Below are 17,437 nucleotides of genomic sequence, written 5' to 3' on the forward strand. Positions count from 1 at the left end.
CCGCAACCAACCGGGTGGATCGGCTGATCGGTCCACGGTGGACACCATGATCGAGCGATCCGGAGGCTGATCGGTCCACGATGGACAAGATGATCGAGCGATCCGGAACCGGACGGGACCGTCGTACGGTCGGGAATGCGATTCACCGACATGGTCGTGCCCGCCGAGTGGGCGTCGGATGCCCTCGTGCACGTCGAGTTCGCCGGCGCCGGGGCCGGAACGGCGCCGCTGACCTGGGCCCAGCAGGTGCTGTGGCGGGCGCTCACCCGGTTCGGATCCAACCACCGCTTCCTCAACCTGCGGCGCACAGTGGCGGTGTCCGCGCGGGCCGGCGCGGACGTGGCCGCCGCGGCCCGCGCGGTCGGTGAGCTGGTCGGCCGGCACTCCGCGCTGCGCACCCGGCTGCGGGTGAGCGACGGCGAGCCGCGCCAGGAGACGGCGGCGGCCGGGGTGCTGCCGCTGCTGGTGTGCGCCGGCGCCGACGACGGGTCCGGGGCCGCCCGGGAGGCCGCCGGCCGCCTCGGCGACGTCGCGTTCGACCACGCCGAGGAGTGGCCGCTGCGGGTCGCGCTGGTCACGGTCGACGACCGGGTACGGCAGATCGTGGTGGTGTTCAGCCACACCACCGTGGACGCGCACGCCGCCGAGGTGGTGCTGCGCGACCTGCGGCTGATCCTGCTCCGGGGCCCCCTGCCCACGCCGCCCGGCCCCCAGTCGGCGGAGGTGGCCCGCCACCAGCACGGGGCCGACCGGCGCCGCTCGGAGCGGGCCGTGGCGTACTGGCTGTGGCAGTTCCAGCGCCTGCCCCGCCGGCCGCTGACCCCGACCGGGCCGGGGCTCGATCCTCCGCTGCGCCGGGGCGTGCTGGTCTCCTCCGCCATCGACACCGCCGCCCGGCTGATCGCCGCCCGACAGCGGGTCAGCGTGTCGGCGGTGCTGCTGGCCGGGTACGCGGCGATGGCCGCCCGCGATTCGGGACGCGAGCTGTGCGGCCTGTTCCCGATGGCCCACAACCGGTTCCGCGTCGAGTACGCCGACGCGGTGGCCAACCTCGGCCAGATCGGCTTCTGCGTGGTGGACCTGACCGGGCGTCCCGACTTCGGCGAGCTGGTGTCCCGGGTCTGGGCCGCGTCCCTGGACGGCCTGCGGCACGCCTACTACGCACCGCCCGCCCTGCGCCACGCCTTCGAGGCCCAGGGCGTCGACCTCGACTCGGCGTTCCAGCCGTACCACTACTTCAACGACGTCCGGCTGGCCACCAGCGGTGCCGAGCCGGCGCCCCGGGTGACCCCCGGCGAGCTACGGGCGGCCATGGAGCGCAGCACCTTCTCCTGGACCGCCGGCCTCCAGCAGGCGGCCTGGCACCTGCTGGCCCACGTGGTCGACGAGCCGGCCGGGGTCGGCGTCACGCTCACCGCCGACACCCGCCACCTTCCGACGGACGCCGTCGAGCCGTTCCTGCGCGGGCTGGAGGAACTGCTGGTCGAGGCGGCCTTCGCGGCGGTGCCGTGGCCGTGGTCGGCCGCCCGCGCCGGGCTCCCGGCCGCCGCCGGGCCGGTCGCCCCCGGCGGCGGCGTTGACGACGACGTCGTGGCCGGGCACCGCGTGCCGGACCGCGGCGGCGACGTCACGGGCACCGAGCAGGTGGCGTACGCGTCATTCCAGGGCGGACGCGCCGCGAGTGCGCCGCTGACCTGGGGGCAACGCGCGATGTGGCGCACCGTCGAGGAGTTCGACTCCCCCGCCGTCTACCGGGTGCTGGCCCTCCCCCGCACCCTGACGGTCCCCGCACGGGCCGACGTCACCGTGCCCCGGGCGCTGGACGCCGTCGGCGCGCTGGTCGCCCGGCACGAGTCCCTGCGTACCCGGTTCCGCCTCCGGGACCGCGAGCTGCACCAGGAGGCGGCGGCGACGGGCCGGCTGCCGGTCCTCGTCCACGCCGTGGCCCGACCGGCCGACGACCCGAACGGCCGGCGTGCCGCGGCCGCCCTGACCGCCCGGCTGCGCGAGCCGCGCTTCGACCACGTCGCCGAGTGGCCGCTGCGCGTCGCGCTGGTCACGGTCGACGACCGGGTACGACAGATCGTCGCGGTGTTCAGCCACTCCGTCGTGGACCTGCACGCCGCCGACACCGTGCTGCGTGACCTGCGGACGCTCCTGCTGCGCGGCGCGCCGGACACGCCGCCCGGTCTTCAGTCGCTGGACCTCGCCGAGCGGGAGCGCCGCGTCGGGACAGGGCGCTCGCTGCGGGCCGTGGCGTACTGGGTCCGGCAGTTGGACGGCCTCACCGGGAGCCTGTCCGACCCCGACCCGACCGCGGCGGAGTCCCGTCACCTGCGCGGTTCGCTGGTGTCCCCGGCGCTGCACCACGCGACCGGGCTGGTGGCGGCCCGCCACCGGGTCAGCACCTCCGACGCCCTGCTGGCGGCGACCGCCGCCGTGCTGGACGCGGGCAGCGGGCGGGGCGCCTGCGGAATCGTCGTCATGGCCAACAACCGCTTCCAGCCCGACCACGACCGCGCCGTCGGCACCCTGAACCAGATCGGGTTCTGCCGGGTGGATCTGGCCGACCGGCCCGGCTTCGCCGAGCTGCTGTCCCGTACGCGACGCTCGGCCCTGGACGCCTACCGGCACGCCTACTACGACCCGGCGGCGTGGGAGCAGGCGGTCACCGAGCTGGGCCACGACCACCGGACCTTCCTGGCCCCGTTCTGCTACCTCAACGACGCCCGCCTGTCGCGCCCCGCCCGACCCTCGACGGCCGGCCCGGACGAGGCCGACGTGCGGGCCATGCTGGCCCGAAGCACCGTCCGGTGGCTGCCGGACCTGGCGCAGTTCCCCTGGCGCTGCCGCCTCCAGGTGCGCGACGCGCCCGGCGCGGTCGAGCTGATCGTCACCGCCGACACCCGGTACCTCCCGCCCCTGCGGGCCGAGGGGTTGCTGCGCGGCGTCGAGGCGCTGCTGGTCGAGGCGGCCTTCGACGACACGACGCGCAGCGCGGCTGCTCGTTGAACGACGGCACGACCACAGCCCGACCGGTGGGCTGAGGCCACTCAGCCCACCGGTCACGCCGACGGCCACGGACGAGCCACCCGGCCTCGGTCACCGACGCCCGACGCTCGACAGTTCGGCGGCGACGTCGGCGGTCGCGACGCGCCGGCGGACCCGGGCCGGCGGGGCGGGCAGGGCACGCCGGTCGACCTTGCCGTTCGCGGTCGCGGGCAGCTCCGGCAGGACCACGTACCGCAGGGGCACCATGTAGTCGGGCAACTGCTGCGCCATGAAGGCGCGCAGCGCGCGTTCGGCCACCCGCTGCGGGTCGGCGTCGCGTTCGGTCACCACGTACGCCACGAGGGTCGCCGCGGCGCCCAGGTCGTCGCGCAACAGCACGACGCTGTTGGCGACGAGCGCGTGCCGGTTGAGCACCGACTCGATCTCGCCGAGTTCCACCCGCTGCCCGCGGACCTTCACCTGGGTGTCGATGCGCCCGCCGTAGTGGAGATGCCCGCCCGGCGACCACCAGGCCAGGTCGCCGGTGCGGTACACCCGTTGCGGCCGGCCGGCGACATCCGTCTCGACGAACCGCTCCGCGGTCAGGTCGGGCCGCCCGGCGTACCCCCGGGCCAGGCAGTCCCCGCCGAGGACCAGTTCCCCGGGCAGGCCCAGCGGGGCGAGCGCGCCGCGCTCGTCGAGGACGTACGCGGCGACGTTCGTGATCGGCCGGCCGATGGGGACGGTGTCGTCCGGTTCGGGCCGGCGGCACGGCCAGGCGGTGACGTCGATGGCGGCCTCGGTGGGCCCGTACAGGTTGTGCACCTCGACCTGCGGCAGGACGGCGGTGAGCTTGTTGACCAGCTTCGGCGGCAACGCCTCCCCGCTGCAGACGACCCGGCGCAGCCCGGTGCAGCGGCCCAGGCCGGCCTCCTCGACGAAGAGGGCGAGCATGGAGGGCACGAAGTGCACCGTGGTCACCGACTCGCGGGCGATGACGTCGACCATCTCCTGCGGGTCGCGGTGCGCCTGCGCCTCGGCCGTGACCAGTGTCGCGCCGGTCATGAACGCCCACAACAGCTCCCACACCGACACGTCGAAGGTGTGCGGCGTCTTCTGCAGCACCACGTCGCCGGGGCCGATGCGGTACTCGTCCTGCATCCACACCAGCCGGTTGGCCAGCGACAGGTGCGTCATCTGCACGCCCTTGGGCGCCCCGGTCGAGCCGGAGGTGAAGATGACGTACGACAGCCCTTGCACCACCTCCGCCGGGGCCCGGTAGCCGCGCCAGTCGACCGGCGCGGCGGGCAGGTCACCGCCCGTCAGCGGCCGTACGGGCACGGACGGCTGGCCGCCGGAGCCCAGCGCGGCCCGCCCCGCGTCGTCGGCCAGCACCAGCGCGGCGTCGGCCGCGCTGAGCATGAGGTCCAGCCGGGCGCGGGGGTGGGACGGATCCAGCGGCAGGTACGCCCCGCCGGCCAGCAGGACGCCGAGCACCGCGACCACCATCTCGGGGCTCCGCTCGGTGCACAGCCCGACGACCGACCCGGGTCCCACGCCCTCGGCGCGCAGCCGCCCGGCCAGCGTCGCCGCCTCGTCCAGGAACTCGCGGTAGGTGCGGTCCCGTCCGCCGCCGCGCAGCGCGACGGCGTCCGGGGTGAGCGCCGCCTGGCAGCAGATCGTCTCGTGCACCGGCGTACGTGGCGCGGGGACCGGCGCGGGGTTGAAGCCGAGCAGCGTCGCGCGCTCCGCCGGGCCGACCAGCGGGGCGTCCCGGACCGGCCGGTCCGGATGGGCGGCGAGCCAGGCGTGCAGGGTGTCCAGGCGCTCCTGCAGGTACGCGGGATCGCCATGGTGCCGGGTGAACCTGACCGGCACCCCGGCCAGAACCGCCGACGCCCCGGGCCCACCCGTCATGGGCTCGGCCAGCACGACGTCCGCGGACGGCGGCTCCGGCTGCCGGCCGGGCGTCTGCGCGCGTACCTGGGTCAGGGTGCTGTCCGGGGAGACGCGCACCAGGACGTCGCCGCGCGGGCCGTGCACGGCGACCGACGTCGCGGCCGAGAGGCGGTGGCAGAGCACGGCGGCCACCGCCGCGACCAGGTCCAGATCGTCGTGGCCGCTCATGCCGTCACCAGCCCGGCCAGCGTGCGCGGCGTGGGGTCGGCGGAGAACGCCTCGACCGGGACACGCACCCCGAACCTGCGCTGCACCTGGGTGATCATGCGGATGAACAGCAGCGATTCACCACCCAGCACGAAGAAGTTCGCGTCCGGGTCGATGTCGGGGGTGCCGAGCATCCGGCCCCACAGCTCCATGATCTCGTCCACCACCTCGGTCTCTCCGGCGCCGACGGCGGGCTGCTCCGGTTCCGCGATGTCGGTGGCCGGCGCCGCCGGTACGGGGTCGAGCCAGTGCCGGGTGCGGGCGAACGGGTACGTGGGCAGCGCGACCCGCCGTGCGCTGCTCTCACCCCGCACCGCGGTCCAGTCCACGGCCGCTCCGGCGGCCCACAGCCCGCCGAGTCCGGCGAGCACGTCACCGGCGTCGACCTGCGCCCTCGGCCGGGGTTGCAGCGCGAACGTGGGCACCCGCCCCCGGTCCTGCGTCCACCGCCCCGGCCGCGCAGAGCCCGAGCCCGCCGTCGTCTGCCGGGCCATGCCGGTCAGGGCGGTGCCCGGCCCGACCTCGACCAGGACCGGGTCGGGCAGGTCCAGCGCGGTCAGCAGCGCGTCGTGGTAGCGCACCGGGCTGCGCAACTGCGCGGCCCAGTAGCCCTCGGCACGGGGCAGCCCCCTGCCGAGCAGTACGCCGTCGATGCTGCTGACGACCGGTACGGTGCGGGGTCGCTGGGCGATGCGGTCCGCCTCGGCGCCGAGCAGTCGTGCCGCGTCGGCCATCATCCGCGAGTGGAAGGCGCGCTGCGCGGGCATCGCCCGGCAGTGCACCTCGGCCGTGGCCAGGCGCTCCCGCAACTCGGCGAGCTGCGCCACCGGCCCGGCCAGCACGGTGAACTCGGGGGTGTTGTACGCGGCCACGTCGAGACCGTCCAGGCCCGCCAGGTGCTCCTCGACGGTGGACGGCGGCGCGAGCACGGCCAGCATGCCGCCCTCGGGCGCGTCCTGCATCAGCCTGCCGCGGGTCGCGACCAGGCGCAGCATGTCGTCGGCGGCCATCTCGCCGGCCAGCGCCGCGGCGGCGAACTCGCCGATCGAGTGGCCGATCAACGCCGCCGGGCGGACGCCCCACGACACCAGCAGTCTGCCGAGGGCGAGTTCGTGCAGCGCCAGCGCGGGCTGGGTGACGTCGGTGCGGTGCACGATCCCGTGCGGGTCGTCGTCGACCAGCACGTCGCGCAGGTCCAGCCCCAGGACCGGGGCCAGCAGCGCCGCCCCGTGGTCGAGGTCGGCGCGGAAGGACGGGTAGCGGTCGTAGAGGCCCCGCGACATGGCGGGGAACTCGGCGCCCTGACCCGGGAACAGGAACACCACGCTGGGCCGGCGCGCCGCCTCGCGGACCGACGCCTTGGGCAGCCGGGTCAGCGCCGCGGGGACGTCCCGCGCGGCGACCGCGAGCCGGTGCGGGAAGTGCCTGCGGTACGTCTGCGACGTCAGCGCGACATCGCCGACGGCCAGGTCGGGGCGTTGCCGCAGGTGCTCGCCGAGCTGCTCGGCGGCCTCGCGGACCGCCTCCGGGCTGCGCCCGGACAGCACGATCAGCTCGGTGCGACCGTCGAGCACGGCGGGACCGGGCGCGACCGATCCGTCGGCCTCCTCCAGCACCACGTGGGCGTTGGTGCCGCCGAGGCCGAAGGAGCTGACCGCCGCCCGGCGCGGGCCGCCGGCGGAGTCCCACTGCCGGGCCACGCTGTCCACCGTGAACGGGGTCGACCCGTCGAGCAGTTCGGGACGGGCCTGCTTGAGGCCGGCCAGCGGCGGGATCTGCCGGAAGTGCAGCGCCAGCGCGGCCTTGATGAGCCCGGTGACGCCGGCGGCCGCGTCGAGGTGGCCGACGTTGGCCTTGACCGAGCCGATCGAGCACGGCTGCTCGCCGCGCCGGAACACCTCGGTCAGCGCCGCCAGCTCGATCGCGTCGCCGACCTCGGTGGCCGTGCCGTGCGCCTCGAGGTAGCCGACGGTCACGGGATCGACGCCGGCGGCGGCGTACGCGCGCGTCAGCACGTCGATCTGTCCGGCGATGCCGGGCGCGGTGTAGCCGACCTTCATGCCGCCGTCGTTGTTCACCGCCGAGCCCTTGATCAGGGCGTACACGGTGTCTCCGTCGCGGCGGGCGTCCTCGGCGCGTTTGAGCGCCACCATGGCGACGCCGTTGCCGGGGACGGTCCCGGCGGCCGTGGCGTCGAAGGGCCGGCACGTGCCGTCGGGCGACATGATGCCCTTCGTCTCGTAGAGGTAGCCGGCCTGCTGCGGCACGGCCACGCAGGCGCCGCCGGCGAGCGCGACGTCCGAGTCGCCGGTGCGCAGGCTCTGGCACGCCAGGTGCACCGCCACCAGCGACGTCGAGCAGGCGGTCTGCACGGTGATCGCGGGGCCGCCCAGGTCCAGCCGGTACGCGATCTTCGCGGCCAGGTGGTCCTTCTCGTTGCCCAGCACCACCGACAGCAGCCCCTGGGTCTCGACCAGGCCGGGCTGCGCGAACACGTGGTGCAGCGCGTAGTAGTTGAACCCGGCCCCGGCGAACACGCCGACCCGGCCGAAGGGCTCGCGGGTGGCCAGGCCGGCGGACTCCAGCGTGGCCCACGCCGTCTGCATCAGCAGCCGGTGCTGCGGATCCATGGTCTCGGCCTCCCTCGGCGTGATGCCGAAGAAGGCGGCGTCGAACAGGTCCGGGTCGGCCAGCACGCCACGCGCCGGCACGTACGCCGGGTCGTCGAGCCGGTCGGCGGGCACGCCCGCGGCCAGCAGTTCGCCGCGGGTCAGCTCGCTGATCGTGATCTTCCCGGCGGCCACGTTGGACCAGTACTCCCAGACGTCGGCGGCACCGGGGAACCGGCCCGCCATGCCTACGATCGCGATGTCGCCGTTCATCAGGATGCGCCTGCTCCTTCGGTCTGTGCGTGCAGATGCCGGGCCAGCGTCTGGACGGTCGGGAAGCGGTAGAGGTCGGTCAGCGCGACGGCCCGGCCGGCCAGCCGCTCCTGGAGCAGCCGGCGCACGATGGCGAGCCGCAGCGACTCCCCGCCGACGTCGAAGAACGCCTCGTCGACGTCGAAGTCGTCGGTGCCCAGCGCCTCCACCCAGGCCCCCGTCACCAGCTCCTCGAACTCGGCGAGCGACGCGGAACGCTGGGCCGGAACCCGCGCCGGCTGTCCGGCCGTCGCGGCGGCGGTCGCCTCGTCGCTCGCCGTCGCAGCGGCGGGCAACGCGGCAACGGCGGGTGTCGCGGCAACGGCGGGCTGCGGCACCGCGGCCAGCGCGCCCAGGGCACGGAGGTCGACCTTGCCGTTGCGGTCGAGCGGGAACTCGGCCACGGTCACCCACTGCTGCGGCCGGGCGTAGGGGGCCAGCTCGGCCTCCACCGCGCGGCGCACGTCGGCCACGACAAGGCCCTCGGGCGCGGGCTTCAACGCGGCGCACAGGCGTACGCCCGACCCCGTCACCGGGTCGCCGGTGGTGAACACCACCGCGTCCTGCACCCCGGGCCGCGCGCGCAGCCGGCGCTCGACGTCGACCAGCTCCACCCGGTGCCCGGCGATCTTCACCTGGCGGTCGTTGCGGCCCAGGAAGCGCAGCTGCCCGTCCGCGCCCCAGCGCACCAGGTCCCCGGTGCGGTACAGGCGCACCCCCAGGCCCGCGTGCCGGACGAACGACGCGTCGGTGCGCACGGGGTCGTTGAGGTAGCCGTCGGCGAGCCCGCCGCCCGCCGCCCACAGTTCGCCGATCGCGCCCGGCGGCACGAGGCGCCCCGACGGGTCGACGACGTACAGGTCGGTGCCTTGCACCGCCGCACCGATCGGCAGCGGGTCGGGCGTCGCGTCGGCGTGCTCGACCGAGTACGTCGTGGTGAACGTGGTGTTCTCGGTGGGGCCGTAGCCGTTGGTGAGCCGCAGCTCCGGGCAGGCCCGCAGCACCCGGCGCACGTGCGCCGGGGAGACCACGCCGCCGCCGGTGAACAGCTGCCGCAGCCCGGCGAACGCGTCCGGGCGGTGGTCGGCGACCAGGTGGAACACGCCCGAGGTGAGCCAGGCGTGGGTGATCCCGGCGGTGTGCAGGAACCCGGCCAGGCCGCTCGGCGTCGGTTCGCCGGGCGGGAACACGACCACGGTGTCGCCGTTGGCGAGCGGCACCAGCAGCTCCAGCGTGGACGCGTCGAACGCCAGCGGGGACAGCCGCATCATCCGCATGCCCGCCCGCCGGTCGGCGAACAACCGCGGGTCGTCGGCCAGCCGCAGCACGGCCCGGTGCGGCACGACCACACCCTTGGGCACCCCCGTGGAGCCCGAGGTGAAGGAGACGTACGCGGCCCGCGCCGGGTCGGCCGGCGCCGCCTCGGCCGGGCCGCCGTCGGACCGCGCGAGGTCGGCCGTCGCCGAGCCGGCCCAGCCAGGCGCACCCCCGCGCGCCTCGACCGGGCCCTCTCCCGGCTGCGCCGACCCGCCCAGGCGGGCAAGTGGGCAGTCGGCCGCGCCCGACCACTCCGGGCCGGGCCCGGCCGCGCCGAGGCGGGCCCGCGGCGCGACGGCCGCGGCCAGGTGCGCCCGCCACTCGCCGGTGGCGTGCTGGTCGACCGCGACGTAGTGCGCGCCCAGCCGCAGCACACCCAGCACCGCGACCGCCTCGGCCGCCGAGCGCGGCACCTCCAGGATCACCGCGTCGCCGGCGCGTACGCCGTGCGCGTGCAGCAGCCGCGCCTGCTCGACCGCGTGGTCGTGCAGCTCGCGGTAGGTCAGCGTGAGCCCGGCGTGCGGGTCGACCAGCGCGATCCGTTCGCCCGTGGCCTCCGCGTGCGCCGCGAACCGGCTCCACACGTCGTCGGCGGTGTCGTGCGGCCCGCCCGCGCCCAGCGTCCGCAGCCGGGCGTGCTGCCCCGTCGACAGGGTCGTGACGTCGCGCAGGGCAGCGTCCGGGTCGGCGGCCAGCTCCCGCAGCGCCGCCTGGAACGACTCGGCCAGCTCCCCGGCGTCGGCGGCGGTGAGCGCCGACGTGGCGTACTCCAGGGCGAAGCGGGGTCGTTCGGACCACGACTGGAGGTAGAGCAGCGCGTCGAACACCGCGCCGTGGCAGTGGCCCTCGTGCACCCGCCAGGTGCGCCCGCCCTCGACCAGCTCGTCGGGCACCAGCTCGTGGTGGGCGGCGAAGCCGAGCTGCGCGAGCGGGTTGCGGCCCGGGTCGGTGGTGACGCCGAGCCCGGAGACGACCCGCTCGAACGGCACGTCGGCGTCGGCAGCCGCCTCGGCCATCGCATCGGCCACGCCGCGTACGTGGTCGCGCACGCTGACGTCGTCGGGCGCGGCGCAGCGCACCGGGACGGCCCGGGTGCACAGGCCCACGATGGCGTCCATGCCCGCCTCGAACCGGCCCGCCGCCGGCACCCCGAGCACCAGGTCGGTCAGGCCGGCGCGGCGGGACGCGGCCAGCGCCCACGCCGCCATGGCCACCGACGTCACCGTCACCCGGCAGTGCCGGGCCAGTTCGGTCGCGGCCTGCGCCGCCTCGGCGTCGAGGTGGAAGTGCAGGCGCGCGCCGCGCCCGTCGGCCTCGACGACCGGCGGCAGGTCGGTGGGCAGCGCCACCGTCCACGGCGCGCCGTCCAGCCGGGCCGCGATCCGGGCCAGCGCCTCGTCCACCGCCCCGGCCTTCTCCCGCGCGGCGAGCCGCGAACCGATCCAGTCGGGCGACGGCGCGGGTTCCGCCGGACCGGCGCCGGCGTAGAGCTCGGCGAACTCGCGCCAGAGCACCCCGATGCTCCAGCCGTCGCTGACCGTGTGGTGCACCAGCATGGTGAGCAGGTCCCGCTGCCCGGCACGGGTCAGCACGAAGACGACCGGCGGCTGCTCGAAGGGGCGCAGCAGCTGCGCGGCCGACCGGCCGTAGAGGTCGTGCACGGCGCGTACCGGGTCGTCGCCGGGCAGTGTCTGGTGCAGCAGCCGGGGCTCGTACGGCGCGGGCAGCACGATCCGGGCCTGGCGTGGGTCGCGGACGAACCGGGTGCGCAGCGCCTCGTGGCGGGTCGTCAGCTCGCGCAGCGCCGCGCGGGTCCGGGCCGCGTCGAGCGGCCCGTCCGCCTCGAGGGTGAACATCAGGTGGTACGGCGCGTCCTGGTCGAGCAGGTGCGCGGCCAGCATGGACCGCTGGCCGGGCAGCAGCTCCAGCTCGGTGGGCCGCTGGGCGGCCGGCGGTGGCGCGGTGTCCACGTGGTCCACCGCGCCGGCCAGTGCCTGCGCCAGCGGCAGCGCCGACAGCAGCCGGGCGCTCTCCACGTGCGCGCGCAGTTCCCGCTGGCCGAGCGAGACCAGCGCGATGGCCTGCAGCGAGGTGCCGCCCAGGCCGACGAACGACTCGGTGGCCGCCGCGTCCCGGAGGTGTTCGGGGGTGAGGCCGAGCACCTGCGCGGCGAGCGGCGCCCAGGCGGTGAGGTCGGGGGCGGCCATCAGACGCTCTCCGCCACGGGCCGGTCCAGCGGCACCTGGCCGGCGATGTCGCGCAGGTCGGCGAAGCGGGGGTTCTCCAGCACGTGGCCGAACATCACCGCGAGGTTGAGTTCCTGGCGGATGAGGGTGCTCAGCCGCAGCGCGCTGAGCGAGTGGCCGCCGAGGTCGAAGAAGTCGTCCTCGTCGTCGACGGTGTCGACGCCGAGCACCTCCATCCACAGCTGTTCGAGCTCGGCCACCCAGGTCCGGTCGGTTACGTCGCGCATCAGTGGTGCCTCTCTGAGTCGAGTCGGGTCGCGGGGGCGTCCAGGTAGTGCCGGGTGGCCGCGAAGGGGTAGGTGGGGGCGGGCACGCGGCGCCGGCCGGCGTCGTGCGCGGGGTCCCAGGCGTCGACGACGCCGAGTTGCCACAGCGCGCCGACGGTCGCCAGCAGCCGGGCGTGCCGGTCGGCGGGCAGCGCGGGCTGGTCCGGGCCCAGGTGCGGGGTGACGCTCGTGCCGACCTCGATCCAGAGCACCTGGTCGAGGTCGACGGGCAGCGTCGCCGGCGCGGGCGGTACGGCCGCCTGCGCCCGCCAGTACGCGAGGTCGTCGTACCCGGTCAGCGGCTCGCCGCCGGACGTGTGGACGGGCAGGTCGGGCGGGCCGAACCGGCTGCCGTCGACGTCGGCGCCGCGGATCAGCGCCAGCGCGTCCGCGACGGACATGATCCCGGCCACGACCGCGCAGGCCACCGCGCCGAGACCGACGCCGGCCAGGGCGCGCGGTGCCACGCCCCGGCTGCGCAGCGACCGCGCCAGGCCGACGCAGGCCAGCAGCCGGGTGCAGCGCTCCCGGACGGCCTCGTCGAGGTCGCGCCCGCGCAGCAGCGCCACACCCTCGTCGACGACCTGGCGGTACACCGGGTCGGCGTCGTAGTTGGGCCGGTTGCCGGTCAGCTCGCCGGCCCCGGTGAGGTGCAGCGCCACACCACGTGCCCGCGCCTTGGCCACGACCTGCCGGACCGTCGGCGGCGAGGCGTGCGGTCCGGTCAGGAACGCGGCCCGCCACGGCAGCTCCGCCCGGCCGGTCCGCAGCGTGTACGCGAGGTCGGCCAGTTCCCCGGGCGCGGTCCCGGCCACACACGCGACGGCGCGGTCCAGGCTGTCCTGCGCCGCGGCGGCGGTCTTGGCGGAGACCAGGACCAGCTCGGTGACGTGGCGGCGCGGCCGGGGCCGGGCGGCCGGGGCCTCCTCCAGCACGACGTGGGCGTTGGTGCCGCCGATGCCGAAGGCGCTGACCCCGGCCCGGCGTACGCCGTCGATCGGCGCCCACGGCCGGGCCGCCGTCGGCAGCTCGAACACCGAGCCGTCCAGCCGGACCGCCGGGTTGGGCGTGGCGAGGTGGGCGATCGGCGGGATCACGCGGTGCTTCAGCGCCAGCACCGTCTTGATCAGGCCGATCACCCCGGCGGCGGTGTCCAGGTGCCCGACGACCGACTTGGCCGCGCCGAGCGCGCAGGGCGCCCGGTCGGGCCGGTCGCTGTCGAAGACCTGCCGCAGCGCCGCCACCTCGATCGGGTCGCCGAGCGCGGTGCCGGTGCCGTGGGTCTCGACCAGGCCGATGGTGTCCGGGTCGACGCCGGCCACGCTCAGCGCCGCCGAGATCACGCCGGCCTGGCCGGTGGGGCCGGGCGCGGTGAAGCCCGCCTTGCGGGCGCCGTCGTTGTTGACCGCGCAGCCGCGGATCACCGCGTGCACGGTGTCGCCGTCGCGCAGCGCGTCGGCGAGTCGCTTGAGCACCACCACGCCCGCGCCGTCGCCGGGCACCGTCCCGTCGGCCGCGGCGTCGAAGGCCCGGCACCGGCCGTCGGCGGAGAAGATCCCGCCGGGCTCGTGCAGGTGCCCGCGTCGCGTCGGCGGGGCCACCGTGGCGCCCCCGGCCAGCGCCAGGTCGGCGTCGTACGTCAGCAGGGCCTGCGCCGCCTGGTGCACCGCGACCAGCGACGTCGAGCAGGCGGTCTGCAGCGTCAGCGCCGGGCCCTGCAGGTTCAGTTTGTACGCGATCCGGGTGCTGGCGAAGTCCTTGTCGCTGCCGATGATCAGCCCCAGGCCGCCGGCCGCCTCGACGGCGCGCTCGTCGGGCCAGACGTTGTCGAGCAGGTAGACGTTCAGGCCGGTGCCGACGTACACCCCGATGCGGTTGCCGTCGGCGGCGACCGGCGGGTGGCCGGCGTGCTCCAGCGCGGCCCAGGCGCACTCCAGCAGGATCCGCTGCTGCGGGTCCATCAGCGTGCTGTCGGACGGTGAGTAGCTGAACAGCCGGTGGTCGAAGCGGTCCGCGTCGCGCAGCACCGCCCGGGCGGGCACGAAGTCGGGCCGCTCCACCAGGTCCTTCGGCACGCCCCAGCCGACGAGCTGCTCGGGGGTGAAAAAGGTGACCGCGTCGATGCCGTTGACGACGTGGTGCCAGAACAGGTCCAGGTCGCGTTCGGCGCCCGGGACGCGGACGGCCATGCCGACCACGGCCACCGCCGCGCTGTCGTCGAACTCAGCCACGGCTGCCTCCCCCGGCCCGGCGGGCGGCGAGCAGGGCGCGGCCCTGGTGGCGCTGCGCCGCGTGCGCGTCGGCGACCACGGGGGCCGCCTGCTGCAGGTGCGCGGCGCAGCCGGCGACCGTGCCGGCGCGGAACAGGTCCGTCACGGAGACCTCCAGGCCCTCCTCGGACAGCCGCTGCTGCAACGCGATCAGCGCGAAGCTGTGCCCGCCCAGGTCGAAGAAGTTGTCGTGCAGCCCGATGTCGCCCCGGTCGAGCACCTCGCCCCAGGCGGCCCGGATCCGTTCCTCCAACCCGGTGCCGGCGGTGTGCTCGCGTCGCGTCGCGGGTGCGGCGGCCGTGCGCGCGGCGCGGCTGTCGGCCAGCAGTCGGGCGGTGTCCACCTTGCCGTGCGCGGTGAGCGGGATCGCCGCGACGGCCAGGATCCGCGACGGCACCATGTACGCCGGCAGGATCGCCCGCACGTGGGCGCGCAGCTCGCGTTCGGCGTCCGGGCCGACCTCGCCGACGACGAAGGCGACCAGGTGGTCGTTCTCGGCCGCGACGGCGCACGAGCGCACCGCCGGGTGGGTCAGGAAGGCGGCCTCGACCTCGGCCAGCTCGACGCGGTAGCCGCGCAGCTGCACCTGGGTGTCGTTGCGGCCGAGGTACACCATGTTCCCGTCGACGCCCCACTTGACGACGTCGCCGGTCTTGTACATGACGCCCCCGCCGTACGGGTCGGGCAGGAAGCGCGCCTCGGTCAGCTCCGGGTTGTCCACGTAGCCGTGCGCGACGAGCACGCCGCCGCAGTACAGCTCGCCGGGCACGTTGAGGCCGGTCGGGCGCAGGTCCTCGTCCAGGACGTAGCAGCGCCCCGACGGCAGCGGCACACCGATGTCGCCCTCCGTGACCCGGGCCAGCTCGCCGGTGGGCACCTCGACGATCGTGACGTGGATGGTGCCCTCGGTGATGCCGTACATGTTGACGAACACCGCGCGCATGCCCGGCGCGCCGGCGACCAGCGACGTGACCCGCGACCAGCTCAGCGCCTCGCCGCCGAGGACGACGTAGCGGATGCTGGAGACCTCGTCCGCGCCCAGCAGCCGCAGGTACGGGGGCAGCAGCCGGTAGAGGGCCCCCGGGGTCTGGAACACCACGGTGACGGCCTCACGGCGCACCAGCGCGGCGAGGCGCTCCCGGTCCACCAGGTCGGCCTGGTCGGCGATGACGAGCCGGCCGCCGGTGCTCAGCGCCCCCCACATCTCCCACACCGAGGCGTCGAACGAGAACGAGCTGGCGGCCAGCCACACGTCGTCGGCGGTGATGTCGAGACCGGCGGGGGTGGGGCTGTTCAGCGCGTCCAGGCCGCCGTGCCCGACGATGACGCCCTTGGGCACGCCGGTGGAGCCCGAGGTGTAGATGACGTACGCCTGGTCGCCCGGCCCGGGGAACGTCTCGGCGACCACGGACGCCCCGTCGAGGGTGTGCGCGTCGGCCATCCGGATGTCGCGGCCCCGCGCCAACGCGGCTGCCGCGTCCGCGGTGCCGGCCTCCACCAACATGATCGGCATGGCGGCGCTGGCCGTGATCAGCTCGAGGCGCTGCTGCGGATACTCCGGGTCCAGTGGCACGTAGACGCCGCCGAGCTTCCAGACGCCGAGGATCGCCGCGATGACCGCGGGCGAACGGCGCAGCAGCAGCCCGACCCGGTCGCCGCGCCGCACGCCCCGGTCGGCCAGGCCCGCCGCGATCCGCCCGGCCCAGCGGTCCAGTTCGGCGTAGGTGACCTCCACGTCCCGGTGGCGCACCGCCACGGCGTCCGGGGAGTTCGCCACGTGCCCGGCGAACCGGCGCAGCACCGACGGGTGGTCGACGGGCTCCTCCGGGATCGGCGGGTTCACCCCCGCGGTCAGCAGCAGCCGCTCCGCCTCGTCCACCATGGACGGCTCGGCGTCCGGCCCGTCGACGACCGACCGCAGGAAGGCCAGGTAGTGCGTGAGCAGCGTCGCGACGGTCTCCGGGGTGAACAGCTCAGTGCTGTACTCGGCGCGCAGGAACGGCGCGGCGGTGGACACGTCGAGGGTCAGCCCCAGGTCGAACTTGGTGACGTCGACCTCCACATCGACCTCGGTCAGCTTCACCCCGTCGAACTCGGGGAACGCGAACGGGAAGTTCTGCACCGTCAGCGAGGTCTGGAACAGCGGCGCGTGGCTGAGCTGCCGCTCCCCCACGGTGGCCCGCACGATCTGCTCGAACGGCACGTCCTGGTTGGCGAACGCGGCCATGCTGGCCCGGCGGGCCCGCTCGACCAGCTCGGCGAAGCCCGGCCGGCCGGACACGTCGAGCCGGATCGGCAGCGTGTTGACCAGGCAGCCGACGATCCGCTCCTCGGCCTCGTCCATCCGGTTGGCCACCGGCACCCCGACCACCACCTCGTCCTGGCGCGCGTACCGCGACAGCACCGAGGCGTACGCGGCCAGGGTCACCGCGAACAGCGTCGTGCCCCGCGACCTGGCCCACGCGGTGAGCCGCTCGACCAGCTCGGGCTCGACGGGGCGGCGCAGCACCGCTCCTCGGGCGCTGAGCACGCTCGGCCGGGGGAAGTCGGTGGGCAGCGCGAGCTGCGGGACGTCCCGCAGCTCGGTGCGCCAGAAGTCCAGCCCGGAGCTGTCGCGCTCCCAGGACTCGCGTTGCCGCCGCGCGTACGCCAGGTAGGACTCCGCGGGTTCGGCGTACGTGGCGGCATCCGGGCCGGACACCGCGGCGTTGTACTCGGCGGCGAGGTCGCGCAGCAGCAGGCCCACCGACCAGCCGTCACAGGCGATGTGGTGCACCAGCACGGCGAGGGTGTGCTCGTCGGGGCCCCACGAGCGCACGAAGGCGCGCAGCACCGGCCCGTCGCCGAGCCGGAACGGGCGCCGGGCCTGTTCGGCCACGAGGGCGTGCAGGAAGCTCTCCTGGGTGTCCCGGTCGGCCCACCCACCCGCCTGGACGTCGACGTCCGCGTGCGGGGTGGCCGACACCCGCTGGGTGAGCACACCGTCGACCAGGGCGAACGTGGTGCGCAACGCGTCGTGCCGGGCGACGACGCGGATCAGTGCCCCGCGCAGCGCCTCGGGCCACAGCGCGCCCTGCAGGTGGACCGCGAAGGCCACCACGTACGCCGGATTGCCGGGCTGAAGCTGGTTGAGGAAATAGAGCCGTTCCTGAGCGAAGGAAGCAAGACCGGTACGAACCATGCGTCGATCGTGGTCTGCCGGACGTCCCGCCCGGCAGAGCGACCTTCCCCGCCCCGCCAGGGAAAACCTCCCGGTCGGG

Annotated in this window: 7 protein-coding genes; 1 reads left to right on the forward strand and 6 read right to left on the reverse strand. The window is 75.5% G+C overall.

Annotated features, from left to right (window positions below; all coding sequences use genetic code 11):
- Positions 1-135: 135 nt before the first annotated feature.
- Positions 136-3,012, forward strand: a complete 2,877-nt coding sequence (locus tag ACZ6O2_RS14455; RefSeq protein WP_466023143.1) for a condensation domain-containing protein — start codon at positions 136-138, stop codon at positions 3,010-3,012.
- 90 nt (positions 3,013-3,102) lie between these two features.
- Here ACZ6O2_RS14455 and ACZ6O2_RS14460 read toward each other — a convergent pair whose 3' ends face one another.
- From ACZ6O2_RS14460 to ACZ6O2_RS14485, 6 genes are read right to left on the reverse strand one after another with little or no spacing between them, the layout of a single operon-like run.
- Complete coding sequence (locus ACZ6O2_RS14460; protein ID WP_466023144.1) at positions 3,103-5,118, reverse strand: amino acid adenylation domain-containing protein; 2,016 nt, start codon at positions 5,116-5,118, stop codon at positions 3,103-3,105.
- Positions 5,115-8,039, reverse strand: a complete 2,925-nt coding sequence (locus ACZ6O2_RS14465) for a beta-ketoacyl synthase N-terminal-like domain-containing protein (protein WP_466023145.1) — start codon at positions 8,037-8,039, stop codon at positions 5,115-5,117. Before ACZ6O2_RS14465 ends, ACZ6O2_RS14460 begins: the two co-directional genes overlap by 4 nt.
- Positions 8,039-11,602, reverse strand: a complete 3,564-nt coding sequence (locus ACZ6O2_RS14470) for a non-ribosomal peptide synthetase (protein ID WP_466023146.1) — start codon at positions 11,600-11,602, stop codon at positions 8,039-8,041. Before ACZ6O2_RS14470 ends, ACZ6O2_RS14465 begins: the two co-directional genes overlap by 1 nt.
- Complete coding sequence (locus ACZ6O2_RS14475; protein WP_350704528.1) at positions 11,602-11,868, reverse strand: phosphopantetheine-binding protein; 267 nt, start codon at positions 11,866-11,868, stop codon at positions 11,602-11,604. Before ACZ6O2_RS14475 ends, ACZ6O2_RS14470 begins: the two co-directional genes overlap by 1 nt.
- Positions 11,868-14,138 carry a beta-ketoacyl synthase N-terminal-like domain-containing protein gene (locus ACZ6O2_RS14480; RefSeq protein ID WP_466023147.1) on the reverse strand — a complete coding sequence of 757 codons (2,271 nt, stop codon included), beginning with the start codon at positions 14,136-14,138 and terminating at the stop codon, positions 11,868-11,870. Before ACZ6O2_RS14480 ends, ACZ6O2_RS14475 begins: the two co-directional genes overlap by 1 nt.
- Entirely contained in the window at positions 14,131-17,358 is a 3,228-nt protein-coding gene (locus tag ACZ6O2_RS14485) for a non-ribosomal peptide synthetase (protein ID WP_466023148.1), read from the reverse strand. The genes ACZ6O2_RS14480 and ACZ6O2_RS14485 overlap by 8 nt, the downstream gene beginning before the upstream one ends.
- Positions 17,359-17,437: the final 79 nt, after the last annotated feature.

Source organism: Micromonospora sp. NPDC048040 (assembly GCF_055587185.1).

Bases quoted from the DNA above. Each gene is read 5' to 3' on its own strand.
- ACZ6O2_RS14470 (WP_466023146.1), bottom strand. From the start codon at position 11,602: ATGGCCGCCCCCGACCTCACCGCCTGGGCGCCGCTCGCCGCGCAGGTG.
- ACZ6O2_RS14485 (WP_466023148.1), bottom strand. From the start codon at position 17,358: ATGGTTCGTACCGGTCTTGCTTCCTTCGCTCAGGAACGGCTCTATTTC.
- ACZ6O2_RS14455 (WP_466023143.1), top strand. From the start codon at position 136: ATGCGATTCACCGACATGGTCGTGCCCGCCGAGTGGGCGTCGGATGCC.
- ACZ6O2_RS14460 (WP_466023144.1), bottom strand. From the start codon at position 5,118: ATGAGCGGCCACGACGATCTGGACCTGGTCGCGGCGGTGGCCGCCGTG.
- ACZ6O2_RS14475 (WP_350704528.1), bottom strand. From the start codon at position 11,868: ATGCGCGACGTAACCGACCGGACCTGGGTGGCCGAGCTCGAACAGCTG.
- ACZ6O2_RS14465 (WP_466023145.1), bottom strand. From the start codon at position 8,039: ATGAACGGCGACATCGCGATCGTAGGCATGGCGGGCCGGTTCCCCGGT.